Below are 22,896 nucleotides of genomic sequence, written 5' to 3' on the forward strand. Positions count from 1 at the left end.
CTTTATTCGCCTTTAGCCGCTTTGAAAGCTTCCGCCATCGCACTACCGAAACCAGAATCATCGTGCTGGTTTACTTTCTCGATTGCGTCTTTCTCGTCAGCCTGATCTTTCGCTTTAACAGACAGGTTAACAGTACGGTTCTTACGATCAACACCCATGAACTTGGCTTCAATGCTGTCACCAACATTTGCTACTTCAGAAGCATCTTCAATACGTTCACGTGCTAAATCAGCAACGCGAATGTATCCGTCAACTTCTTCAGACAGGTTCACAGTAACGCCTTTCGCGTCAACAGCGGTAACTGTACCAACAACGATAGCACCTTTCTTGTTGTCTGTCAGATACTTATTGAATGGGTCTTCCTCAATTTGCTTAACGCCAAGAGAAATACGCTCACGCTCTGGATCGACTTGAAGAACAACAGCAGAAATTTCATCACCCTTCTTATAATCACGAACTGCGTCTTCACCAGACTTATTCCATGAAATATCAGATAAGTGAACCAGGCCGTCAATACCGCCGTCTAAACCGATAAAGATACCGAAGTCAGTGATTGACTTGATCTTACCAGTGACTTTGTCGCCTTTCTCATGAGATTTCGCAAACTCTTCCCAAGGGTTAGCGATACACTGTTTAAGACCCAGAGAAATACGACGACGCTCTTCGTCAATTTCCAGAACCATAACTTCAACAGTATCACCTAAGTTAACAACCTTAGAAGGATGGATGTTCTTGTTAGTCCAATCCATTTCAGATACGTGTACCAGACCTTCAACGCCATCTTCGATTTCAACAAAGCAACCGTAATCGGTAAGGTTAGTGACCTGACCTGTAATCTTAGTACCTTCGGGATAACGTTGAGCAATTTCTTGCCAAGGATCGTTGCCCATCTGCTTCATACCAAGAGAAACACGTTGTTTTTCTTTATCAAACTTCAATACTTTAACGTTAATTTCATCGCCAACGTTTACGATTTCGCTTGGATGCTTAACGCGTTTCCACGCCATATCAGTGATGTGCAACAGACCGTCAACACCACCTAAATCAACGAAAGCACCGTAATCAGTCAGGTTCTTAACGATACCTTTGATTTCGTGACCTTCTTCAAGATTAGCAAGCAGAGACTCACGCTCAGCACTGTTTTCAGCTTCGATAACAGCACGGCGAGAAACGACAACGTTGTTACGTTTAGCGTCTAACTTGATAACTTTAAATTCAAGTTCTTTGCCTTCAAGATGCGTAGTATCGCGCACCGGACGAACATCTACCAGAGATCCTGGTAAGAAAGCACGTACAGTGTTAACTTCAACAGTAAAGCCGCCTTTCACTTTGCCGTTGATAATGCCTTTAATAGTGGCCTTGTCATCATATGCTTTTTCAAGCTCAACCCAGGCTTCATGACGCTTCGCTTTTTCGCGAGACAGAATGGTTTCACCAAATCCGTCTTCTACTGCGTCAAGTGCAACATCTACTGTGTCACCGATTTCAATTTCTAACTCGCCGTCGGCATTCTTAAATTGATCTACTGGGATAGCACTTTCTGATTTAAGCCCTGCATCAACAAGAACAATGTCTTTGTCGATAGAGACGACAGTCCCTTTTACGATTGACCCGGGACGAGTTTCAAGTTCCTGTAAGCTTTCTTCAAAAAGTTGTGCAAAATTTTCAGTCATAAGGTTATTTAAATTTAATCAAAGTTGACATCCACATTACAGTCCGGCTAACGTGGGGTTATTAATTTAAGTCGTTACATCCTGTTACGACATCTGCTAGGGGCTATGCGGCTCACGTCTTAAAGGCGGGAGGAGATAACTTCCATTGCTTTTTCAAACACCTGCTCAATATCCAGGCTGGTTGAATCTATAATGATTGCATCCTCAGCCGGTATCAATGGAGCAACGGAACGATGAGTATCACGTTCATCTCTCGCCTTGATATCGGTTAAAAGGCGCGCAATATTAACATCCATCCCTTTAGCTTTCAACTGGCCATAACGCCTCTGCGCTCTTGCTTCAGCGCTGGCGGTTAAGAAAATCTTGATAATTGCATCTGGAAACACGACAGTGCCCATATCCCGGCCATCCGCCACCAGGCCTGGAGATTGCTGAAAAGCCCGTTGCCGGCGTAATAATGCCTCGCGTACGCGGGGCAATGCAGCAACTTTAGACGCTACGCTACCTACCTGCTCGGTACGTATATCATCCGTTACATCTTCGCCTTCCAAGATAATCCGCGGCTTGTCACCATCAGTTTCAAAACTTACGTCCAGACCAGTGGCCAGTGGCACAATAGATTCTTCATCATCGTTAGGTAAATCGTGATGTAAAGTTGCTACTGCCAAAACGCGATAAATTGCGCCGCTGTCCAGAAAGTGCCACTTCAGCTTTTCAGCAAGTAGGCTACTTAACGTACCTTTACCTGCCCCGCTTGGGCCGTCTACCGTGACTACGGGTATCGGATGCATGCCTGCTCCAGTTTTTACAAAAAGGTTAAAAATTCGGGCGCGATTATACGCACTCGGGGACGTTTAGCAATGCTGTGGCGATTACCGTCTTTGTCATTTAACCCGTTTTCAGCAACAATGAACACGTTAATGACAAATGGTCGCAAAGCGGGTGAAATAGTCTGGAAACGTTTTCGCTGTACAACCTGGATCATTGATAGTCACTGCAGTTTGACTCAGGCTCACAAGTGAAAAGCACATCGCAATGCGGTGATCGTTATACGTATCAATTTCCACATGGTTTAACGTTGTGTTGGGTGAGACTGTAATATAATCTTTACCCTCTTCTACTGATGCCCCTAATTTTTTTAATTCTGTTGCCATGGCGTGAAGACGATCCGTCTCTTTTACTCGCCAGTTATAAATATTGCGGATAGTAGTAGGCCCTTGTGCAAACAAGGCCGTGGTGGCGATTGTCATAGCGGCGTCTGGAATATGATTCATATCCATATCAACGCCCCGCAGCGGAGCTCCCGTAACTTCAACGTATTCTTCGTGCCAGGAAATAGAGGCTCCCATTGCTTGCAGTACATCAGCGAAGCGGATATCGCCCTGAATACTATTTTTCCCAATTCCTGTCACTTTAACCGTGCCGCCTTTGATGGCACCAGCAGCAAGAAAGTAAGAAGCCGACGATGCATCCCCTTCCACCATAAAATTACCAGGAGAGATATATTTTTGCCCGGCTTTGACTTCAAAAGACGCATACCCATGATTCACCACCTTCACCCCGAAGCGAGCCATGGTATCAAGCGTAATGTCTATATAAGGCTTTGAAACCAATTCTCCTTTAATGACAATATGAGTATTTTCGTTAAACAAAGGCGCAGCCATTAACAACGCGGTTAAGAATTGGCTGGATACACTGCCGTCAACTTCAACTTCTCCACCAGCGAGGGGGCTACCTGTGATACGTAGCGGCGGATATCCGACATTTTTGGTGTAGGAAATTGTAGCACCGGCTTGGTTCAGTGCATCGACCAAATCGCCAATTGGACGCTCTTCCATTCTGGGTTCGCCGGTCAGACTTACATTCACTCGACTGGCGGCAAGGGCTGCACATAAAGGTCGCATGGCGGTGCCTGCATTTCCAAGAAATAGAGTTAGCGGCTCGGCAACCGCAAAGGCCCCTCCCACTCCCGTCACTTTACACACTGTACGAGAGGCATCCAGCTCATACTGAACGCCCAGCGCCGACAGTGCGTTTAACATATGCCGAATGTCATCACTGTCAAGTAAATTAGTTAATACCGTTTCACCCTCTGCCAATGCTGCAAGCAATAACGCGCGGTTAGATAAGCTTTTTGAACCCGGCACATTGACTTCGCCGTAGACTGCTTTCACTGGTGAAAGTGTCAATTGGTCAAGATGGTTCATCCGTATTTCCTCTCAAATTCGCTCATAAAGGCAACCAGCGTTTTCACCCCTTCTACAGGCATGGCATTATAGATACTGGCTCTCATACCGCCCACTGAACGGTGCCCTTTCAAAGCCATCAGGCCTGCAGCCTCTGACTCGCGAAGAAAGACAGCGTCTAAATTATCGTCGGCCAGTTGAAAAGGAACATTCATTTTTGAGCGGCAATCGGGATGAATGGTGTTACGATAAAATTCTGAAGTATCGATGGCCTGATAAAGCAATGCTGCTTTTTCCGCATTCTTTGCCGCCATAGCTTCCACGCCCCCCTGCTCTTTTAACCATTTAAACACGAGCCCCGCCAGGTACCATGAAAAGGTAGGAGGCGTGTTATACATAGAGTCAGACTCCGCCAGTAAGCCATAGTCAAAAATAGAAGGTGTCACGCTACGCGCTTTTCCAGCTAAATCCTTTCTCACTATGGCAACCGAAAGACCGGATGGCCCAATGTTTTTTTGTGCTCCTGCGTATATCACTCCATATCGGCTTACATCCAGAGGCTGAGACAAAATTGTTGATGACAAATCTGCCACCAGGGGAACGCGCCCGCTTTCAGGTAACCAGTCATAAGCAACACCATCTACCGTTTCGTTCGGGCAAAAATGCAGATAAGCGGCTTGTTGATCAATATCAGAAGCATCAGGACAGGCAATGTAAGTCAAACCGTCTTTTACTGCCACGTCACCAATGACTTGTGCATTATTATATTTGTGGGCTTCTTCTACAGCCCCTTTCGACCAGGAGCCGGAAACAATATGCAGGGATTTTTCATCTGCTCGAGATAGATTCAGCGGCACCGCTGCAAATTGACCTCGGCCTCCACCGTGCATAAACAGCACATGGTAGTCGTCCGGTACAGCCAGAAGTTCACGCAAATCCGTTTCGGCTTGCTTTGCCACTTCAATAAAATTACTGCCACGGTGACTGACTTCCATAACGGAAGTGCCACTGTTCTGCCAGTTTACAAATTCGCTTTGGGCTTGCGCCATGACCTCAGCTGGCAACATTGCTGGACCAGCGCTAAAGTTGAATACGTTTTTCATTGATAGTTTCAACACCTGTAAACACAACAAGCGGCAAATGCCGCTTGTTTAAAAAGAATGAAACCGTTACTTCAAATTTGAAATAATCGGCACTACTCTTCTGTCGTCGGCTTATCGTCAGAATTTGCTAAATTATCTTCAGCGCTTTCGGCCGTTGCGGTATCTTCCGCGCCTTCTTCGTTATCGAGTAAAATTTCTTCTTCGATTTCTTCAATACGTTGTAACCCGACCACTTTTTCGTTTTCACCGGTGCGGATCAAGCGAACGCCCTGGGTGTTCCGACCTACAACAGACACTTCGCTAACTCGCGTACGTACCAAGGTTCCCTGGTCGCTAATCAGCATTATTTCGTCAGTCTCATCTACCTGTACGGCACCCACAACCTTACCATTGCGGTCAGAAACTTTGATCGAAACCACGCCTTGGGTTGCACGACTTTTCGCTGGATAGTCAGCAAGGGGCGTTCGTTTACCAAAACCATTTTCAGTTGCGGTAAGAATTGCGCCCTCACTTCGCGGCACGATTAACGAGACAACGCGCTGACCGTCCTGTAAGCGAATCCCACGAACTCCGGTTGCAGTTCTGCCCATGGGACGAAGCGCCAGAATCTCTTCACCAGTTTCTGCATCAATTTTCACTTCACCGGTTTCTGAGTCGCGGGCTTTTTCATTAAACCGCACCACTTTGCCTTCATCAGAGAACAGCATGATGTCATCGTCGCCGTGTGTGATAGCCACACCTATCAGTTCGTCACCCTCATTCAGGTTGACGGCAATAATACCGCTTGAACGGGGACGAGAATAGAGGCTCAAGTCGGTTTTTTTCACGGTTCCGTTGGCTGTCGCCATTAACACGAATTTACCTTCTTCAAACTCTTTAATCGGCAAAATGGCGGTTATGCGCTCATTGGCTTCAAGCGGGAGAATATTGACAATCGGCCGGCCACGGGCGTTGCGGCTGGCAAACGGCAATTGATAGACTTTTAACCAATAAAGACGTCCGCGGGTCGAAAAGCATAAAATATGATCGTGAGTATTTGCCACTAGAAGACGTTCAATAAAATCTTCATCTTTCATCTTAGTAGCAGATTTTCCCCGTCCGCCCCGTCGCTGAGCTTCATAATCGGACAGTTTTTGATATTTTACATAGCCTTCGCGGGAAAGCGTAACCACCACATCTTCTTGCTCAATTAAATCTTCAATATCGATATCATGTGTGGCAGCCGTGATTTCCGTACGACGGGCGTCGCCGAATTCATCACGAATTTTTTCTAATTCTTCGCGGATCACTTCCATCAAGCGTTCCGGGCTGTTCAGGATATGTAACAGTTCTGCGATTTGGGCTAAGAGCTCTTTATATTCATCAAGAATTTTCTCATGCTCGAGGCCAGTCAGCTTATGCAGACGTAAATCAAGGATAGCCTGAGCTTGTTGCTCAGTTAAGAAATACTTGCCATCCCGAATGCCGTACTCCGGTTCAAGCCATTCCGGACGAGCCGCATCATTCCCAGCACGCTCAAGCATTTGCGCGACATCGCCAAGCTCCCAACCTTGTGCTACTAACGATTTCTTGGCATCTGCCGGGCTCTGGGATGCTTTAATCAAATCAATGATTGGATCAATGTTTGCCAGCGCAATGGCAAGGCCTTCAAGAATATGCGCGCGATCGCGAGCCTTCTTAAGTTCATAAACGGTGCGTCGCGTCACCACTTCGCGGCGGTGTAAGATAAAGCATTCAAGGGTTTCTTTTAGATTGAATACTTTAGGTTGCCCATTATCCAGCGCCACCATATTAATACCGAATACGGTCTGTAACTGGGTATTAGCATATAAATGGTTTAACAGAACTTCGCCAGATTCATTACGCTTCACTTCAACAACGATACGCATACCGTCTTTGTCTGATTCATCGCGTAACGCCGAGACACCTTCAATGCGTTTTTCTTTAACCAGTTCGGCGATTTTTTCAATCAACCTGGCTTTGTTTACCTGATACGGAATTTCGTTGATGATGATGGTTTCTTTACCATTCGCATCGGTTTCAATTTCCGCTTTGGCTCGCATGTAAATTTTGCCACGACCGGTACGATAGGCATCATCAATACCTTTTCTACCACTGATAAGCGCAGCCGTAGGGAAATCTGGACCAGGGATATGTTCCATTAGGCCGTCAATGGATAAATCGGGGTCTTCAATTAACGCGATACAGCCATTAATAACTTCAGTAAGATTGTGCGGCGGAATGTTAGTCGCCATACCGACGGCAATACCTGAAGAACCGTTAACCAACAGGTTGGGCACCTTTGTAGGTAATACTTCCGGTATGTTTTCAGTACCATCATAGTTAGGAACGAAGTTGACCGTTTCTTTATCTAAGTCAGCCAGCAATTCATGAGCAATTTTAGCCATACGAATTTCGGTATAACGCATAGCCGCAGCAGAATCACCATCCACAGAACCAAAGTTGCCTTGACCATCTACCAGCATATACCGAAGTGAAAATGGCTGAGCCATACGAACAATGGTGTCATATACCGCAGAATCACCATGAGGGTGATATTTACCGATGACGTCGCCCACTACCCGTGCCGACTTTTTATACGGCTTATTGAAGTCATTTTTCAATTCATTCATGGCGTAAAGTACACGTCTGTGTACCGGTTTTAAGCCATCCCGAACATCAGGCAATGCACGCCCAACAATAACGCTCATCGCGTAATCGAGATAAGAGTTCTTTAGCTCTTCCTCTATGTTTACGGGGAGAATTTCTTTAGCGTTATCAGTCATAAACTGCTATTTCCCTTCATATTAGGTTTGTCGTACGCTGTTAAGTTAAATAAGCCCGATTAAGGAGAATCCAGGGCGCGCACATTGTTATTATGGGGTATTAAATTAATCGTTGAGTGTATCATTGGAAGAGGAATTTATGTAGCAGTTAATCATTCCAATTTACGCGCGTGCAATTAAATGTTTATTTTTTACACAAATCGGTTTTCTGCCGCCTTTTTTCGTCCCAATTTGTCCTGAATTGCGGTATGTTAGCGGGTAATGTCCGCAATCATTCAATGACCAGAGATGAAGCACACATGGTAAATGTTGATCAAAAGGAAATCAGTAAGTTTGGTGAGTTAGCGTCCAGATGGTGGGACCCCGAAGGAGAATTTAAACCTCTTCACGCTATCAATCCTTTACGCCTGGATTACATTCAGCAACATGCCGATGGGCTATTTGATAAAGCAGTAGTGGATGTAGGTTGCGGCGGCGGTATTCTTGCGGAATCTATGGCCAAATTAGGCGCCAAAGTGACAGGTATTGATATGGCTGAAGCGTCTCTTGAAATTGCGCGTCTGCACGGGCTTGAATCTGGCGTTGCGGTTGACTATCACTGCACCACAGCAGAGTCTTACGCCAATACCCATCCAGCAACCTTTGATGTGGTAACCTGTATGGAAATGCTGGAACATGTACCCGATCCTGCGTCAGTAGTTCGTGCTTGCGCTCAATTAGTAAAACCCGGCGGCCACGTGTTTTTTTCCACCCTAAACCGGAATATCAAATCCTGGTTAATGGGGATTGTGGGAGCTGAATATATAATGAAGCTGGTTCCTAAAGGGACGCATCAGCATGATCGGTTTTTGAAACCCTCAGAGTTGATGGGTATGGTGGATGCGACGGGAATGGTGACGCGCCATGCGACAGGGTTACATATGAATCCGTTTAGCCGCACGTTCTACTTATCCAATAAAAACATCGATGTAAATTATTTGCTTCACGTAGTCGCACCCTAACTTCTTAACACTAGATGTGGTGTCAAGGGATATCTTTACACCCTCTATATCGTGTTTTTATAAAAAAATATTTTTTGGAATAATTTGTTTTAGGTGATAATTTTTATCAAAAATAACGCTTGCAATTTATTCCGTCGATACTTGCTATTCATTGTTAGGTGAGTCTCTACTAACCTTTAAAATCGAGTGGGGCTGACTGCTTGAATAAACACCAGATGTGGGGTTGCATTAGCCTTAAAACCTCACTATCTTGTGGTTCGTACATGGGTACAATTCATCAGATTATTAATTCGCATTCATGATTAATACAGGTAGTACGCGTTTGCGATTTCGTCACAGGCGCCGATCTTTCACAGGATCTTAATGCCACATCGGCATTTCTTAGAAAATTTATAACAAACTCGAGCATCAAGCTCACGCTTCAAGCGCTAACATAAACGGCCAGCACAATGAATAACAATTTATATGTCACCAAGCGTCATGGTGAGAAAGAGCCCATTGAGTTAGATAAAATTCATAAAGTTATTACTTGGGCTGCTGAGGGACTTAAGAATGTCTCTGTCTCTCAGGTAGAGATCAAAGCTCAAATTCAGTTTTATGATGGTATCAAAACCTCTGAAATTCATGAGACGCTTATTAAGTCAGCAGCAGATTTAATTTCTACTGATGCGCCGGATTACCAATATTTGGCAGCGCGTTTAGCGATTTTCCATCTTCGGAAAAAAGCTTATGGCAAATTCGAACCACCTGCACTATTTGAACATGTAACGTCGATGGTGGAGCAAGGTAAATACGATCTCCACCTGCTGAAAGACTATACGCCTGAAGAATTTGCTGAAATGGATTCTTTTATCGATCACTGGCGGGATATGAATTTCAGTTATGCAGCCGTTAAGCAACTGGAAGGTAAATATCTGGTTCAGAACCGGGTTACCGGGGATATTTATGAAAGCGCCCAGTTTCTCTATATTTTAGTTGCTGCGTGTTTGTTTGCGAACTATCCAAAATCGACTCGTCTGGAATATGTTCGCCGTTTCTATAACGCCACGTCCACTTTTAAAATTTCTTTGCCCACACCTATTATGGCCGGGGTCCGTACCCCTACCCGCCAATTCAGTTCTTGTGTATTAATTGAAACCGGGGACAGCCTGGACTCTATCAATGCAACTGCCAGCGCCATCGTAAAATACGTGAGTCAGCGCGCAGGAATTGGTGTAAACGCAGGGCGTATTCGCGCTCTGGGCAGCCCTATTCGCGGCGGTGAAGCATTTCATACCGGTTGTATACCTTTTTACAAGTACTTTCAAACTGCCGTTAAAAGCTGTTCTCAAGGCGGCGTGCGAGGCGGTGCCGCAACATTGTTTTATCCGCTATGGCACATGGAAGTCGAAACGCTGTTGGTGTTAAAGAACAATCGCGGTGTAGAAGAAAATCGGGTAAGGCACCTGGATTACGGTGTGCAGTTTAACAAACTAATGTACCAGCGCATGATGAAGGATGGATATATCACCCTTTTTAGTCCTTCTGACGTGCCTGGTTTATATGATGCGTTCTTTGCTGATCAGAGCAAATTTGAAGAGCTGTATGTAAAATACGAAAACGACGACGGTATTCGTAAAAAACAAGTGAAGGCTATGGAACTGTTCAGCTTGTTTATGCAGGAACGCGCCAGCACTGGCCGTATTTATCTGCAGAACGTTGACCACTGTAATACTCATAGTCCGTTCGATCCGGCAGTTGCACCAGTTCGCCAGAGCAATTTGTGTTTGGAGATTGCGTTACCCACCAAACCGCTTGAGCACGTGAATGATGAAAACGGCGAAATTGCTTTGTGTACACTTTCGGCTTTTAACTTGGGGGCGATTAAATCGCTGGATGAGTTTGAAGAACTTTCTGATCTTGCTGTGCGTGCATTAGACAGTTTACTTGATTATCAGGATTATCCTGTACCTGCAGCTTATAATGCCACTATGAATCGTCGAACGCTGGGTATCGGTGTTATCAACTTTGCCTACTATTTAGCGAAAAATGGCGTGAAATATTCCGACTTTAGCGCCAATGGTTTGATTCACCGTACTTTTGAAGCTATGCAGTATTATCTGTTAAAAGCATCCAACAATTTAGCGAAAGAGAAAGGCGCCTGTCCTAAGTTCAATGAGACCACCTATTCAAAGGGTATCTTACCTATCGACAGTTATAAAAAGGATCTTGACGCGATTTGCAATGAGCCACTGCACTATGATTGGGATGCGTTAAGAGAAGAGATTAAAACTCATGGCCTGCGTAATTCAACATTGTCGGCGTTAATGCCATCGGAAACCTCTTCTCAGATATCTAATGCCACCAATGGTATTGAACCACCTCGTGGACATATCAGCATTAAGTCCAGTAAAGATGGTGTGCTAAAGCAAGTTGTGCCTGAATACGAAACGCTGAAAGAAAAGTACGAACTGTTGTGGGATATTCCTTCCAACGATGGCTATCTGCAACTTTGTGGCATTATGCAAAAATTTGTTGATCAGACTATTTCAGCGAATACCAGCTATGACCCTGGTAAGTATGACAGTGGCAAGGTGCCAATGAAGTTATTGCTTAAAGATTTGCTAACTGCTTATAAATTGGGTGTGAAAACGCTGTATTATCACAACACTCGCGACGGCGCTTCAGATACCAGCTCGCTGGAAGCCAAAGAGCAACAGCAAAAGCCTCTGGCACAAGAAGCAGTAATCGCTGAAGATGACGATTGTGCAGGTGGTGCGTGCAAAATTTAGCACGCACCTGGCGACTCATCTTTCATTAATAAACGTTATAAGTGATTTAGGCAGTTATGAAATACACCACGTTTAACCAACAAAGTGTGAATCCGCTTGCAGAGCCGATGTTCTTTGGCAATCCTGTAAACGTTGCGCGATATGATCAGCAAAAGCACAATATATTCGAGAAGCTGATTGAAAAACAAATCAGCTTCTTCTGGCGTCCGGAAGAAGTCGATGTATCTCGGGATCGGGTTGATTTTCAAAAACTTACCGACCCTGAAACACATATTTTTATTTCCAATCTGAAGTATCAGACGCTGTTGGATTCAGTTCAAGGACGTAGCCCAAACATTGCGTTTTTGCCTATTGTTTCTCTACCGGAACTAGAAACCTGGATTGAAACCTGGTCGTTCTTTGAAACCATCCACTCGCGTTCCTATACTCACATTCTCAGAAATCTGTTTTCCGATCCTAGCGATATTTTTGAAGATATCGTGGTGAACGAAGAAATTAAGCGGCGTGCCTCGGACATTTCTCGTTATTACGACGACTTGATTTTCGCCACTCAGCTTTGGCAAACCCAAGGGGAAGGCGTACATACCGTAGATGGTGAAGCTCATACTATTAATCTTCGGGAGCTGAAGAAAAAGCTGTTTCTATGTATGAATTCAGTCAATGCGCTTGAAGCTATTCGTTTTTACGTTTCTTTTGCCTGCACTTTTGCTTTTGCAGAGCGTGAGTTAATGGAAGGAAATTCCAAAATCATCCGTTTGATTGCGCGGGACGAAAACCTGCATCTCACTTCTACTCAGCATATTCTGAATATATGGGCGAAGGGCAAAGATGATCCCGAAATGGCGGAAATTGCGGAAGAATGTAAAGAGCAGGCACGTCAAATTTTCCTCAGCGCCGTCGAGCAGGAAAAAGAATGGGCGGACTACCTGTTTAAAAATGGCTCTATGATTGGCCTGAACAGAGAAATTCTCTGCCAGTATGTTGAGTATATTGCCAATCAACGCATGTCTGCGATTGGTTTCGACGCTCCGTTCGATGTGCAAAGTAACCCGCTTCCCTGGATGAATAACTACCTGAATTCAGATAATGTGCAGGTGGCCCCGCAGGAATCCGAAATCAGTTCTTATTTGGTCGGACAAATCGACTCTTCTGTCAGTGATAACGATTTTGCCGATTTTGAGTTATAACTGATCCTCAAATGAATGAAAACAACTGATAAAACATTCCACATCGATATTGTCGATGTGGGATGCGCTGTTTCTCAACCTGATAAAACGCTGCTTGAATCACTGGAAGCGAATAATATTATTGTTCACTACCATTGTCGTGAGGGCTTTTGCGGTGCCTGTCGTACTAAGATGCTTAGTGGAAAGGTATCCTACACAACAGATCCTCTGGCATATATTGACGATGACGAAATTCTGCCTTGTTGTTGCATCGCCCTTTGCAACTTAGTCATTAAAGTTCCGCAGTAGAAGCCACTGCTACAGATGTTATAGAACAGCCAGTTCCGTTACCGTTAGCTGCTGACCGTACATCTGCTTTAATCTTACCTTACGCTCCAAGTCGGCAATAATGGCACCAGAGAAATCTTTTCCGGTCAAATCTTCTGCCATGTTTATGCCACCAGGAGTATCCACATTAATTTCCATCATTTTGTTGCCGACAATATCCAGCCCGGTAAGGTACATGCCGTCTCGCATCAGCTTCGGTGCTACCGCTTCAGCAACCTTCAACGCTTCTTCATCAGGCGTGGCCATTTCATATTTTCCTCCTGCGGATATATTAGAACGGCCGTCCCCAGTGCTGTTAAATCGGCGGAAGCAGGCATATACACCCTCAACCTGAAGCGGACGACCATTTAACGTAATTAAACGTAAATCTCCATCAGCAGCCAAGGGCAAGTATTCCTGTACAATGGCGTAACCATCACGAATAGTCGCTTCGATAATCTGATTAAGGTTTGCCTGACTATCCTGATTAATGATAAACACCCCCTGCCCTCCAGAGCCTTGCAGGGGTTTAATTACCGCTTTACCGTTAAAGTTTTCAATGGCCCTTTTTATTTCTTCTACCCTGCAGGAAATGGCTGTTTTCGGGCGTACAATTTCAGGATATGTTTGAAAGTAAGTTTTGTTGGAAGCATCGGTAAGATGAGTTGGATCGTTCAGTACCAATACCCCCTGATTCGCCAGAAGCTGAGCAAATAAGAGCGCTGAATTGGGTGCCCATGGCCGCGTAAGGACCTCGTCCGCAGGATCTGACCTTAGTAAAACTACATCAAACTGCGTTAAATTCACTCGCTCTAATGCTGAGTCTTCATGCTGTAGCTCAGCCAACAATTGTGCATCATCTTCATAATCTTTGCTTTGCGGGCGACTTACCATAGCAGCGATGGATTCATCTGATTCATAGATCAAATCGCTAAGTCCAACCAAAACTACTTCGTGACCGATACGTGCCGCCCGACGCGCCAGACGGATAGTAGTATAGTTATCTTTTTCGGTGTGAATATCATTAATAAAAAAAGCTATTTTCATAACATAGGCTCTAGTTGGAAAAGTTGTTCAAGTTTGACATTACGCACTTGTTTTACACGTTCACGACCCCGTTCGCCTCGCAAATGGTGAGGTATAATTCTTGGCGGCAGCAGCCACCCCTGGTTGAGTAACTCTTTGATCAGCATCCGCTGACCCATGGCAAATTTACCCAAAAATAAAAATTCAATGTCCCCGCCATCAGCCAGATAGGCAAGAAGTTCTCTTAACCCTCGCAAATACACTGAATCTTTTGTCAGACCTCCGCCTCTGCAGGCTCTCACTGCAACGTCAAAGGCATCTTCAGCGGGTAAATGATATTCGTCGTGAAGTTCATGAAAGATTTCTTTAACGGATTGGCGCTTTAAAGCAAGTTCAGTGGCAATAACTCGTGCGGCTATCACTCTTAGCCGGCGCGGAGGAAGATAGCCAGCGAGATATTCCGCTAGCGTTCCCAATCCTTCCTGCAGCGGATCATAATGGGCCAAACCGTGCTCCAGCAGTTGTATAGGTTGGCATCTGCCGTTGTAACGCGTAACCACATGCGTGCCGACTTCATGGGCAATAAGGGGAGAAATACGCGCAGAGGGAAGCTTTACACTTTGAGCAACTTTCAGGTGCCCGTGATGCACCATCATCATGGAATTTAAATCTTCCATCACCTCTACCCGAGACGCCATATCTGGAACTTCAGCACGATATGCATTGATTTCTTTATCGGCCGCGGTGACGATATCGGCGCAGTTGGCGTCACTGGCAGGGCCGCTCACTATCGGCACTTCATTGAGTATTTGGCGCGCACTGTGCACTAAACTCGGCTCGGCTTCACCAAACAGCTCCACGGAAATCGCCATAAACCCCCGGCTTTCCCGCATCATTACGAGATCCACCTGCAGTTCCAACTCCATCCTTTTTTCATAAAAAAGAGCGTGTAGTGAAGGATCTTCGACATCGTCTATTGGTAAATTTTGTAGCGCTTCTTTAATCTCACAAAAATTATCGGGAATCTCCGGATACCACATAACGGGATTGACGGTATAATCACTTTCCTGAAAACGCTGCCACATTCCGTCATTGTCGCAGGGGGAAAGATAATAAAGCCAGTCTACCCGAGCATCGATATCGGCCAGCTTTTTATCAATTCGTGATGCTACTGCGGGGAGTTCACTTACCGACATTTCTTAATTTCCTCCCGAACTGCATCGACTGCTTTTTTCAAACCAGTACGTAAATCTTCGATTGCCGCCAGGGAACTCTCTGCCCGCCATTCGTCCATATAAAACTTTTTATATTCCAACGTGATCGTGCAGACATCGCTTCCGTAGTTTGCGAAAACCCACTCTGGCCAATAACCTCCATCGGGGTATCGTACGTTCCCGCGAACGTCCAAATAACGGCCCTGGCAAGGTGTATCAGCCAAAGTGCGAGACAACTTATCGGCCACATTGCCAAACCTTTTGTGATCCAATGTGGTAAGCCCTAAATCAATATCAGGATTATCCTGAAATGAAGCCGGTGCCTTATTCGGGCCTGCCCGGCGGTGATTGTAGCTGTGTAAATCCAGTAACAGTACTTTACCGTGCTCGGCTATCATCTGCTCAAGCCATCCTCGCATCATCGCGTAAAACGTGTCGTGTTGTTTAAGCGATCGCTCTATCATTTCCTCGGGTGGAGACTCCTTCCACACCTTCATCCCCCAGGTATCGTTCGGATCTGTGGAGCAAGCCTTGTTTCGAGCACGATTAAGATCAACTTCAAACCGGGACGTATAGCAGGAGAATACGTTGTCGCCAGTATTTGCCCATACGTCTGTCATGGGATCTTCTTCGCGGCGGCGTTCTGAATCATCAGCTTCAAGGAAGGGCAGAAGCTCTTCGCGCATCGCGTGTCCAGCGTGAACAGCAGTGGCCATAACCGGGCCGCGGCTGTGATGAATGAACCACCGGTCGTATGGCTCAGAAGAATAGCTAGATGTGTTAGTGCTAGAACCAGATATCATGGGTTTGACCTCGCAATCGTGAGTAACGTGAATATCTAGAGATAACGGACAGCATGAAGTGTGCCACGCAGCAAAGAATGTTATCGATTGGAATTAAAACACGCTCTATTTGTGGAGATCGCTTGCTTCAATATCATACAAAGTCATGGATGCCGTTAGTTTTTCCCATACCGAAACCTTTCCTGTGCTAAAGACTTCGGAACTCTTTAAAATCAATAAGAAGCAGCGTACTATCGACAAATTAACGAAATTTTGAAAAAGTTACAGAGCAACCCATGAGGCTTTAGCGTGTGAGATCGGCGCAACTTCACAGTCACATAGACCCATTCAGCGTGCATCCGTCGTTTAATAATCAAGGCAACGTTGCACTTTAAACAAGTCCCTTTCTACTATCCGCAACGAAGAGCATTAACTGCTGAAGCGTTTCCGCCGCTCACCTGATCATTTTACCCGTTTACCACGTTCATTATCTAAATCACTCCCACAATATCGGGCTATGTCTATCTCAATACAAAACACAGATGAAGAACCGCGCAATTCAGTGTTAGGCGAAATTAATGTTGCTTTTCACACATACTATCAAAAACGTAAAACGCAAATGCTTGAAAATATTCATGCAGGTAACTACCAGGTTATTGTGCGGATGGATAACCGAATTATCGTTAAGTGTGGCGACAAGGTTACGCAGCACTTAATTAATAACGAGGCTTACCACACGATAAAAGCTGTCAGTCATCTTCCTGTTCTATTTTTTTATTTACTCAGCGAATCTCCCATTGAAACTGCTACTTTAAAAATTGAAGAGGTACTTCGCTCTCTAGAAAGCGAGCTGGAAAGTGATCAGCCTGAGAAACAAGCGCTGCTTGAAATCTGCGACCGTACAAAAGCGTTGTTAACAGAAATGAAAGACGAAGCAGCTTCACAATTCGACTGTTTTAATCAATACTGGCAGCAAATTGAAGTGATTGAGGGTCAGCTTTTAGCGAAAGCAGCAAGATTGGAAATCAGCCAGACGCTGTCTGTATTAAATAAAATATCGGCGGAGATGGAGTTGTCGGCGAGCAGGCTTTTTTTAGTCACTCTTGGAGGACACCAACCTCGGTATAAGCAATTAGCAAAATTAATATTTAAACGCTGGTTCTCGGAGAATTCTATCCAGAATGTTGATGCAGAGCATCATGTGCACTACTGCGAAAAGGGCCAGTCGCTGGAAGATGCCTTAGACTTGGTGGCAACAGTCGTTACTGATCGCGAACTGGCTCGTTCTTTACTAGGATCTGATACAGCACTGGACCAGGATGTTTTAGGTCTTGTCGCCCAGCAGGAAATTGACCGCGCTTGGCGCTGAGTTAGGTGACCAGCTGTGAGGAAAATATCCAAATTTATAAGCAGTACGGTATATGCAAATACGTAGTTATCAGGATAGTTACCATGCTCGAAAGCCTCGCCTTTCAACCAATGAGCCCGTCCGAGCGAAGCGAACTGGTAGCGACGTCTTACCTTAAATAAATGGCCAATGCTTTAGACAAGCCACTTTTGTGAAGGTGTAGAAGGCCTGAATCGAACGCGATTGACGCAGCTAAAAATCTGACAAGCCGCGTCCGAAGGGACGCAAGAGCAAGTGAAAGGGTAAACGATATGAAGGAAACAACTTGGCATAGTGCTAAAGTTGGCCGGCTCCGCCAACCGAAAAGAGCCGGCAGCTTAATTCATATTACAGCGCCACCAGCCTTCATATCCGACCGTTAGGCCTTGGTCCAACTCAAAGTGCATTATGGCAGAAACATGTGTTTGCTTCTGTAATCTGTCTTTGCGGACTTCCTCCTGAGGTTGAATAGTAACCGTAATAGGCTGCGCAGCAAATTGGCCCCCCTCTGGCAACGCTCTTGAATTCTTATTCATGCCGGTTAGCTTAACCAACTTTCCATGAACTTTAATTACGCCAGCTACTTTACCAGCATTTGCTCCGACTACCAGCACGGGAGAGCTGCCAGCAGTATAGGAAAAGGCGCACCTGGGGGTTTTAGAAAGAACCTTATCGACTTCTGCGCTATCTAAAGTCATAGGGTCGATTGTAGGAATGTCAGGACTTTCAACTGCGGCTTGCGCCGAGACAATTTCCGGTGATGGCTTGGGGGCTTGTTTTGCGCCAAGAGCGGCATCCGGCGGTGGGTTTCTGCATGCAGCGATTCCTGTACCCGTCATAATAATTACCATCAAGCGAATGTAAGAGGACATCTTATTGGGCCTCCTCAATATCTCGAATTAGATATTTCATTTCAGAAATTTCTCTACGCTGCGCTGCTATAATTTCATCAGCAAGTTTTCGGACTCGGGAGTCGCTTATTTGTGCTCTTTCGCTGGTCATAATAGCAATGGAGTGATGCGGGATCATCGCTTTCATATATTCAACATCTGTCACCGTAGCCTGGCTTCTTACTATCCATAAACAGAGGACAAATACACAAGCACTACCTGCGAATATTCCTATATTTATCCATTTCTTTTTATACATATTTAGCATAAAGCTAAGCATCACGATCGCCATAGTGGCGCCCATTAATAATGCCATCCATGCTCGTGTTTCACTCCACAATACGTGTTCGAAAGCGTAAGTGTTAAGATACATTAAGCCGAACATGATTATCGTCGACGTAGCGATCATTGCTGCAAAACGCCAATAGGACATGTGCATCTGTTAGTTCTCCTCTGTCTCAATGGTCATGTTTGTTGTGGTCTCCCAATTCTTGATATTGGGCTTGTGTCATGGCGGGTAATTGCTTTACAAAAGCGGTGATATTCCATAGCGTTTTTTCGTCATGTGTAGCGCCAAATGCGGGCATTCCAGACATTTTAACGCCATGATTGACTAGCCAAAATACTTCTGAGGGTGTCCAGTGTGCAGCCGCTTCAGTAAGATGAGGGGGTTGTGGGACCAGTCCCTCAGCCCAGTTCGCGCGTTCGATACCTGGCCCGCCGTGACAGTGCTCACACATGGTTTGGTACTCGTGTGCCCCAGCCGCAATCATATTCTTCGTAAACCCTGGAGGCTTTTGATCTGCCCGGCTTCGTACTGACGCTACCATGGAGGTTGAAAGTGCCCAGCGCGCAAAAGAAGAATGGTCCTCGCGCGCACTGATATTGTAGCTTCCCGTGTAAACAACGATGAGAATTGCAACCATCCCTGCTATTGCAGTAAGCACAATACCGACGATCATGCCCGTACCAAGATACTTTTTTTGTGTCATGAACTCCTCCGCAAGCGCTGACGTAGTATTTTGGAAGTGGAATTGCAGTAACCGTACCACCTTTAGCACCAGCATCCAGGCGGAAGATATTCGGGCGCACGCGGCTTCAATCAAGGTTTGTTGCTACATTTGCAATGACTGCATTACTTTAACGTAAAATAATAGCCTTTTAGCGATGGCTACAAATGGGCTGTAACATTTACATGTCCGAGTTTTATAGACACGCTTCTCATCTTGACGTTCGTGATATAGCATTCCGGCGTTCGTGGTACCAAAAGTACTTACCGCAACCACGGGTGACACATCATTTTTTTCGAGCATCTTCATCGTGTTGCTGCCAACAAAGAACTGCCTGAGCTTAGAGTGGCCAAAAGCCCATTACAATGAGATCAGTGTCATGCTTTTCTTAATATTCCATCAAAGAAGCATGAATGTCTCCCTCAATAAAAGAAGCAGTAAAATTAAAACCCTTGCTTTCAAGCTTCCGCTGGGCCGAATCGAACTTTTCTTTTAAATCCATTTCATTTTTTTGAGAAAGCAATAGCTTCAGGTACCGGGCTAACGCCACTCATTTACAACCGATTGAGCGCTAAGCTCAGTTTTGGCACGTGACACTGAATATTTACCGAACACGCTATCGCTTTTCTATTATTACCAGAGCAATGCCGCTCAAGATGGCGAGTGAGGCAAGCAGGATACGTAAGGTCAAGGTTTCGCCAAGAATTAACCAGCCAGCAAACGTCGCAATGACCGGAACGCTTAGCTGAATAGTGGCGGCATGGGAAGATTTTAGCGCCGGAAGTACGGCGTACCAAAGCGCGTATCCTATCCCTGATGTTACTGCACCGGAAACAATCCCTAATATTAGTCCCTGAAGATCAGTCATCATAGTATGCGTATTGATCAATAATAAAATGGCTGCAAACGGGAGTGTGAGAATGAAATTTCCCGCTGTACTAGACAAAGGATTCGATGCACTTCTACCTAAGACTGAGTATATTCCCCAGGCCATACCAGCCATAACCATTAGTACTGCCGAAGAGAGGGGCGGAGCTGTAGCACCAGGTAGCAGCAACACGGTTAGCCCGACTATCGCCAAAAAAAATCCTGTAGTTTGAATGCTATTGAAACGTTCGCCCTTAAACATCCCCCACAGGATCATGGTCAGTTGAACTGCACCAAAAAGTAGTAACGCACCTGCTCCAGTAGGTATGGCCACATACGCTAAGGAAAAGCCAGTGGCATAAACGAATAACGCAACAGCGCCGACCCAGCTACCAGCAGAAATACTTGGGGAATGGCGAAATACCGTCAGTAAGTAAAGTACAAGAGCGCCGCTTAGCAGACGGATATAGGTAAAGGAAACGGGATCAGTGCTTGAGCTAACCAGCGCCATTCTGCACAAAAGCGAATTACCTGCAAAAGCCATCATGGCCATTATCACCAGCATTACCATTTTCGTCTGCATGATTCTCGTCCTTAAAGGGCTTTCTTTGCGGTCTTAGTAATTAACAGTAGAAACGCAGTTTAGCGTTTTAATTCACCGACTCCACCAGTATGGCACTTGGCACCAATGTTGTTTTGAGTGCGTAAGTTATTTAAAGAGGGTAAGCTTTCAAAAAGTCTCACTTCATACTTGCTATCACGAATGTTCTTTTTTCGTAGCCTGTATAACGTTAGCGCCTGCGCAAGTACAAAAAAGCCGATCGCAATTGCGGATCGGCTTATTCTAATTTCAGGAGAATTCTTCGTACCCTATAATTTTATGCCCAATCGTTCTGCGACTTCGATATAGGTTTCAACCACTGACCCTAGCCCCTGACGGAAACGGTCTTTATCCATTTTTTTGCGGGTTTCTTTATCCCATAAACGGCAACCGTCTGGAGTAAATTCATCGCCAAGAACAATCTCGCCATCCTTGTCTAAACCGAACTCCAGCTTATAATCCACTAAAATCATACCAGCGTCGTCAAATAGCTTTTTCAGAACGTTGTTAACCGCGAAAGTTAACGCTTTCATGCTAGCAATTTGCGCTTCTGTTGCCCAACCAAACGACACAATGTGAAAATCATTGACCATTGGGTCGTGCAACGCATCGTTTTTCAGAAAGAATTCAAAAACCGGCGGGTTGAGCGACTGTCCTTCTTCAACACCCAAGCGGCGTACTAAAGAACCTGCTGCTACGTTTCGAACTACGCATTCCACCGGAATCATTTTCAGCTTCTTAACCAGCGACTCCGTATCCGAAACCAGCGCCTCTACCTGGGTAGAAATACCGGCTTCCTCTAACCTGGACATAATAAAATGATTAAACTTATTGTTTACTTCACCTTTACGTTCAAGCTGTTCGATTTTTTCTCCATCGAAAGCAGAAGTATCGTTTCTGAATAACAAGATAAGCTTATCGCTGTCATCAGTCAGGTAGACAGTTTTTGCTTTACCGCGGTATAGTTCTTCGCGTTTTTCCATGATGTCTCTCAAAAAATTAAATGTCGAGGTCGTCTTGTGACATCACCTTTGAAAAGGGCTCGTACATTTCTGTAACTACATCCACTTCAAAAGGCTCGCTCTCATCGTTCATGAAAGTAATGGATGTTTTTTCACCCATATTTCCGACTTTCAGGCGGTAGTCATCTTTTTTCAGAAGGTCTTTTTCATCAGAAAACAGACCACTCCACCAGCCTTTATCAATACCATTGTAGGTAACGAACAACAGGCCAGTAGACTTGTCCAAATCTTTCACATCAAATCCAAGCTTTCTTAGCACCAATAACAGACGTGGCCATGCCACGTCATATTGCGCATCGACTACGTAAGCGGGTTCGCCGTTAGCATTAAAGCCCATTTCAGCGTTAAGCCCCTGACGAATTCGCGCGATACGCTTACTGTCTTCGAGCTGGATCTGGTATTCATAATGATTAATGAACTGATTCAATACGGTCACTTCTTCACGACGCTCTTCTATTTCACCTAACTGAGCAGCCGTTTTAGCTTCCCCGTTGGCTTGAAAATCTTTGAGTTCAGCGTGCAAAGATGCCGTGCGGCCGTGTGGTTTAACTTCCATTGAAAACTCGAAGCGGCGTTTAACTTCGCCTTTTTTAGGAGCAGAAAATTCATACCAGCTGCTGTCTTCGTCTTTATTTTCCACTACCCAGTCGGTGATGAGAATGCCAGCTTCAGGATCAAAAGAATCGACTTCAATTTTTTGCTGTTCAAGAAAACTTAACAGCGAATCCCAGATCGCTTGTTTTAACGGTTTACTATCATCAACCTGATCAAACCAGACTGTGGCTTCTCGACTTCCTTCTTCAACATGAGAACCGCTTACCAGAGGCAATACAAGAGCTGGAGACGATACCAACAGCTCACGCCCAATCAGATTTTCATTAACCTTTTCGCCCAGCTTCGGCAGTTCATATTCTTCTGAGAACTCAGGCTGATCTACATCGGCAGGAATTTTTATAGTAGCGCGCTGTGTTGATTTCAGATAATCGTAATTACCCGAAGCAGTACGTCGTTCTTGTTGGCTTGCACAACCTGTAAGCGCCAAAATAGTGAGGCCGCTTATCAAAGCCAGGGATTTTTTCATCCG

At 45.2% G+C, this 22,896-nt stretch carries 19 protein-coding genes; 5 read left to right on the plus strand and 14 right to left on the minus strand.

What is annotated here, in order from left to right; genetic code table 11:
* Positions 1-2: 2 nt before the first annotated feature.
* The 5 genes from rpsA to gyrA all read right to left on the minus strand — a co-directional run bounded on the left by rpsA (position 3) and on the right by gyrA (position 7,748).
* Positions 3-1,673 (minus strand): 30S ribosomal protein S1, encoded by a 1,671-nt coding sequence (rpsA, locus tag CA267_RS00330; RefSeq protein WP_075609318.1) that lies wholly within the window; start codon positions 1,671-1,673, stop codon positions 3-5.
* Positions 1,674-1,792: 119 nt separating this feature from the next.
* Positions 1,793-2,464, minus strand: coding sequence for a (d)CMP kinase (cmk, locus tag CA267_RS00335; RefSeq protein WP_075609317.1), 672 nt, complete (start codon positions 2,462-2,464; stop codon positions 1,793-1,795).
* 126 nt (positions 2,465-2,590) lie between these two features.
* Positions 2,591-3,880, minus strand: a complete 1,290-nt coding sequence (gene aroA / locus CA267_RS00340; RefSeq protein ID WP_075609316.1) for a 3-phosphoshikimate 1-carboxyvinyltransferase — start codon at positions 3,878-3,880, stop codon at positions 2,591-2,593.
* Positions 3,877-4,962: a 3-phosphoserine/phosphohydroxythreonine transaminase gene (gene serC / locus CA267_RS00345; protein WP_075609315.1), complete on the minus strand. Its 1,086-nt coding sequence runs from the start codon at positions 4,960-4,962 to the stop codon at positions 3,877-3,879. The genes aroA and serC overlap by 4 nt, the downstream gene beginning before the upstream one ends.
* A 92-nt stretch (positions 4,963-5,054) precedes the next feature.
* The gene (gyrA, locus tag CA267_RS00350; protein WP_075609314.1) at positions 5,055-7,748 is read right to left on the minus strand and encodes a DNA topoisomerase (ATP-hydrolyzing) subunit A; all 2,694 of its coding nucleotides are present in this window, start codon (positions 7,746-7,748) and stop codon (positions 5,055-5,057) included.
* Positions 7,749-8,047: 299 nt separating this feature from the next.
* On the opposite strand from gyrA, the gene ubiG reads away from it, so the two are divergent.
* The 4 genes from ubiG to yfaE all read left to right on the plus strand — a co-directional run bounded on the left by ubiG (position 8,048) and on the right by yfaE (position 12,995).
* On the plus strand, positions 8,048-8,749 hold the full coding sequence (gene ubiG, locus CA267_RS00355) for a bifunctional 2-polyprenyl-6-hydroxyphenol methylase/3-demethylubiquinol 3-O-methyltransferase UbiG (protein WP_075610057.1): 702 nt from the start codon (positions 8,048-8,050) through the stop codon (positions 8,747-8,749).
* 449 nt (positions 8,750-9,198) lie between these two features.
* Positions 9,199-11,520, plus strand: a complete 2,322-nt coding sequence (gene nrdA, locus CA267_RS00360) for a class 1a ribonucleoside-diphosphate reductase subunit alpha (protein WP_075609313.1) — start codon at positions 9,199-9,201, stop codon at positions 11,518-11,520.
* 56 nt (positions 11,521-11,576) lie between these two features.
* Positions 11,577-12,707, plus strand: a complete 1,131-nt coding sequence (gene nrdB, locus CA267_RS00365; protein ID WP_075609312.1) for a class Ia ribonucleoside-diphosphate reductase subunit beta — start codon at positions 11,577-11,579, stop codon at positions 12,705-12,707.
* 15 nt (positions 12,708-12,722) lie between these two features.
* Positions 12,723-12,995: a class I ribonucleotide reductase maintenance protein YfaE gene (gene yfaE / locus CA267_RS00370; protein WP_075609311.1), complete on the plus strand. Its 273-nt coding sequence runs from the start codon at positions 12,723-12,725 to the stop codon at positions 12,993-12,995.
* An 18-nt stretch (positions 12,996-13,013) separates the two neighbouring features.
* On the opposite strand, the gene CA267_RS00375 is transcribed toward yfaE, so the two are convergent.
* The 3 genes from CA267_RS00375 to CA267_RS00385 are packed head-to-tail and all read right to left on the minus strand — an operon-like array spanning position 13,014 to position 16,056.
* Positions 13,014-14,060 (minus strand): ATP-grasp domain-containing protein, encoded by a 1,047-nt coding sequence (locus tag CA267_RS00375; RefSeq protein ID WP_075609310.1) that lies wholly within the window; start codon positions 14,058-14,060, stop codon positions 13,014-13,016.
* Complete coding sequence (locus CA267_RS00380) at positions 14,057-15,235, minus strand: tyrosine/phenylalanine carboxypeptidase domain-containing protein (RefSeq protein WP_075609309.1); 1,179 nt, start codon at positions 15,233-15,235, stop codon at positions 14,057-14,059. Before CA267_RS00380 ends, CA267_RS00375 begins: the two co-directional genes overlap by 4 nt.
* Positions 15,226-16,056 carry an N-formylglutamate amidohydrolase gene (locus CA267_RS00385; protein ID WP_075609308.1) on the minus strand — a complete coding sequence of 277 codons (831 nt, stop codon included), beginning with the start codon at positions 16,054-16,056 and terminating at the stop codon, positions 15,226-15,228. The genes CA267_RS00380 and CA267_RS00385 overlap by 10 nt, the downstream gene beginning before the upstream one ends.
* A 496-nt stretch (positions 16,057-16,552) precedes the next feature.
* On the opposite strand from CA267_RS00385, the gene CA267_RS00390 reads away from it, so the two are divergent.
* Positions 16,553-17,404 (plus strand): hypothetical protein, encoded by an 852-nt coding sequence (locus CA267_RS00390; RefSeq protein WP_075609307.1) that lies wholly within the window; start codon positions 16,553-16,555, stop codon positions 17,402-17,404.
* 356 nt (positions 17,405-17,760) lie between these two features.
* Here CA267_RS00390 and CA267_RS00395 read toward each other — a convergent pair whose 3' ends face one another.
* The 6 genes from CA267_RS00395 to bamC form a co-directional block, all read right to left on the minus strand.
* Entirely contained in the window at positions 17,761-18,294 is a 534-nt protein-coding gene (locus CA267_RS00395) for a hypothetical protein (protein WP_075609306.1), read from the minus strand.
* A gap of 1 nt (position 18,295) precedes the next feature.
* On the minus strand, positions 18,296-18,745 hold the full coding sequence (locus CA267_RS00400) for a DUF305 domain-containing protein (protein ID WP_217358059.1): 450 nt from the start codon (positions 18,743-18,745) through the stop codon (positions 18,296-18,298).
* A gap of 25 nt (positions 18,746-18,770) precedes the next feature.
* Positions 18,771-19,304: a c-type cytochrome gene (locus tag CA267_RS00405; RefSeq protein ID WP_075609304.1), complete on the minus strand. Its 534-nt coding sequence runs from the start codon at positions 19,302-19,304 to the stop codon at positions 18,771-18,773.
* Between the two features lie 634 nt (positions 19,305-19,938).
* Entirely contained in the window at positions 19,939-20,772 is an 834-nt protein-coding gene (locus CA267_RS00410; protein ID WP_075609302.1) for a DMT family transporter, read from the minus strand.
* A 287-nt stretch (positions 20,773-21,059) separates the two neighbouring features.
* Positions 21,060-21,773, minus strand: a complete 714-nt coding sequence (gene purC / locus CA267_RS00415; RefSeq protein WP_075609301.1) for a phosphoribosylaminoimidazolesuccinocarboxamide synthase — start codon at positions 21,771-21,773, stop codon at positions 21,060-21,062.
* A gap of 16 nt (positions 21,774-21,789) precedes the next feature.
* Positions 21,790-22,893 carry an outer membrane protein assembly factor BamC gene (gene bamC, locus CA267_RS00420; protein WP_075609300.1) on the minus strand — a complete coding sequence of 368 codons (1,104 nt, stop codon included), beginning with the start codon at positions 22,891-22,893 and terminating at the stop codon, positions 21,790-21,792.
* Positions 22,894-22,896 lie beyond the last annotated feature (3 nt).

Origin of the sequence: Alteromonas pelagimontana, from assembly GCF_002499975.2 — a bacterium.
GTDB classification, from domain to species: domain Bacteria; phylum Pseudomonadota; class Gammaproteobacteria; order Enterobacterales; family Alteromonadaceae; genus Alteromonas; species Alteromonas pelagimontana.

What these genes read in the sequence shown, in the direction of transcription:
- rpsA (WP_075609318.1), bottom strand. Translation starts at nt 1,673, where the DNA reads ATGACTGAAAATTTTGCACAACTTTTTGAAGAAAGCTTACAGGAACTT.
- cmk (WP_075609317.1), bottom strand. Translation starts at nt 2,464, where the DNA reads ATGCATCCGATACCCGTAGTCACGGTAGACGGCCCAAGCGGGGCAGGT.
- aroA (WP_075609316.1), bottom strand. Translation starts at nt 3,880, where the DNA reads ATGAACCATCTTGACCAATTGACACTTTCACCAGTGAAAGCAGTCTAC.
- serC (WP_075609315.1), bottom strand. Translation starts at nt 4,962, where the DNA reads ATGAAAAACGTATTCAACTTTAGCGCTGGTCCAGCAATGTTGCCAGCT.
- gyrA (WP_075609314.1), bottom strand. Translation starts at nt 7,748, where the DNA reads ATGACTGATAACGCTAAAGAAATTCTCCCCGTAAACATAGAGGAAGAG.
- ubiG (WP_075610057.1), top strand. Translation starts at nt 8,048, where the DNA reads ATGGTAAATGTTGATCAAAAGGAAATCAGTAAGTTTGGTGAGTTAGCG.
- nrdA (WP_075609313.1), top strand. Translation starts at nt 9,199, where the DNA reads ATGAATAACAATTTATATGTCACCAAGCGTCATGGTGAGAAAGAGCCC.
- nrdB (WP_075609312.1), top strand. Translation starts at nt 11,577, where the DNA reads ATGAAATACACCACGTTTAACCAACAAAGTGTGAATCCGCTTGCAGAG.
- yfaE (WP_075609311.1), top strand. Translation starts at nt 12,723, where the DNA reads ATGAAAACAACTGATAAAACATTCCACATCGATATTGTCGATGTGGGA.
- CA267_RS00375 (WP_075609310.1), bottom strand. Translation starts at nt 14,060, where the DNA reads ATGAAAATAGCTTTTTTTATTAATGATATTCACACCGAAAAAGATAAC.
- CA267_RS00380 (WP_075609309.1), bottom strand. Translation starts at nt 15,235, where the DNA reads ATGTCGGTAAGTGAACTCCCCGCAGTAGCATCACGAATTGATAAAAAG.
- CA267_RS00385 (WP_075609308.1), bottom strand. Translation starts at nt 16,056, where the DNA reads ATGATATCTGGTTCTAGCACTAACACATCTAGCTATTCTTCTGAGCCA.
- CA267_RS00390 (WP_075609307.1), top strand. Translation starts at nt 16,553, where the DNA reads ATGTCTATCTCAATACAAAACACAGATGAAGAACCGCGCAATTCAGTG.
- CA267_RS00395 (WP_075609306.1), bottom strand. Translation starts at nt 18,294, where the DNA reads ATGTCCTCTTACATTCGCTTGATGGTAATTATTATGACGGGTACAGGA.
- CA267_RS00400 (WP_217358059.1), bottom strand. Translation starts at nt 18,745, where the DNA reads ATGTCCTATTGGCGTTTTGCAGCAATGATCGCTACGTCGACGATAATC.
- CA267_RS00405 (WP_075609304.1), bottom strand. Translation starts at nt 19,304, where the DNA reads ATGACACAAAAAAAGTATCTTGGTACGGGCATGATCGTCGGTATTGTG.
- CA267_RS00410 (WP_075609302.1), bottom strand. Translation starts at nt 20,772, where the DNA reads ATGCAGACGAAAATGGTAATGCTGGTGATAATGGCCATGATGGCTTTT.
- purC (WP_075609301.1), bottom strand. Translation starts at nt 21,773, where the DNA reads ATGGAAAAACGCGAAGAACTATACCGCGGTAAAGCAAAAACTGTCTAC.
- bamC (WP_075609300.1), bottom strand. Translation starts at nt 22,893, where the DNA reads ATGAAAAAATCCCTGGCTTTGATAAGCGGCCTCACTATTTTGGCGCTT.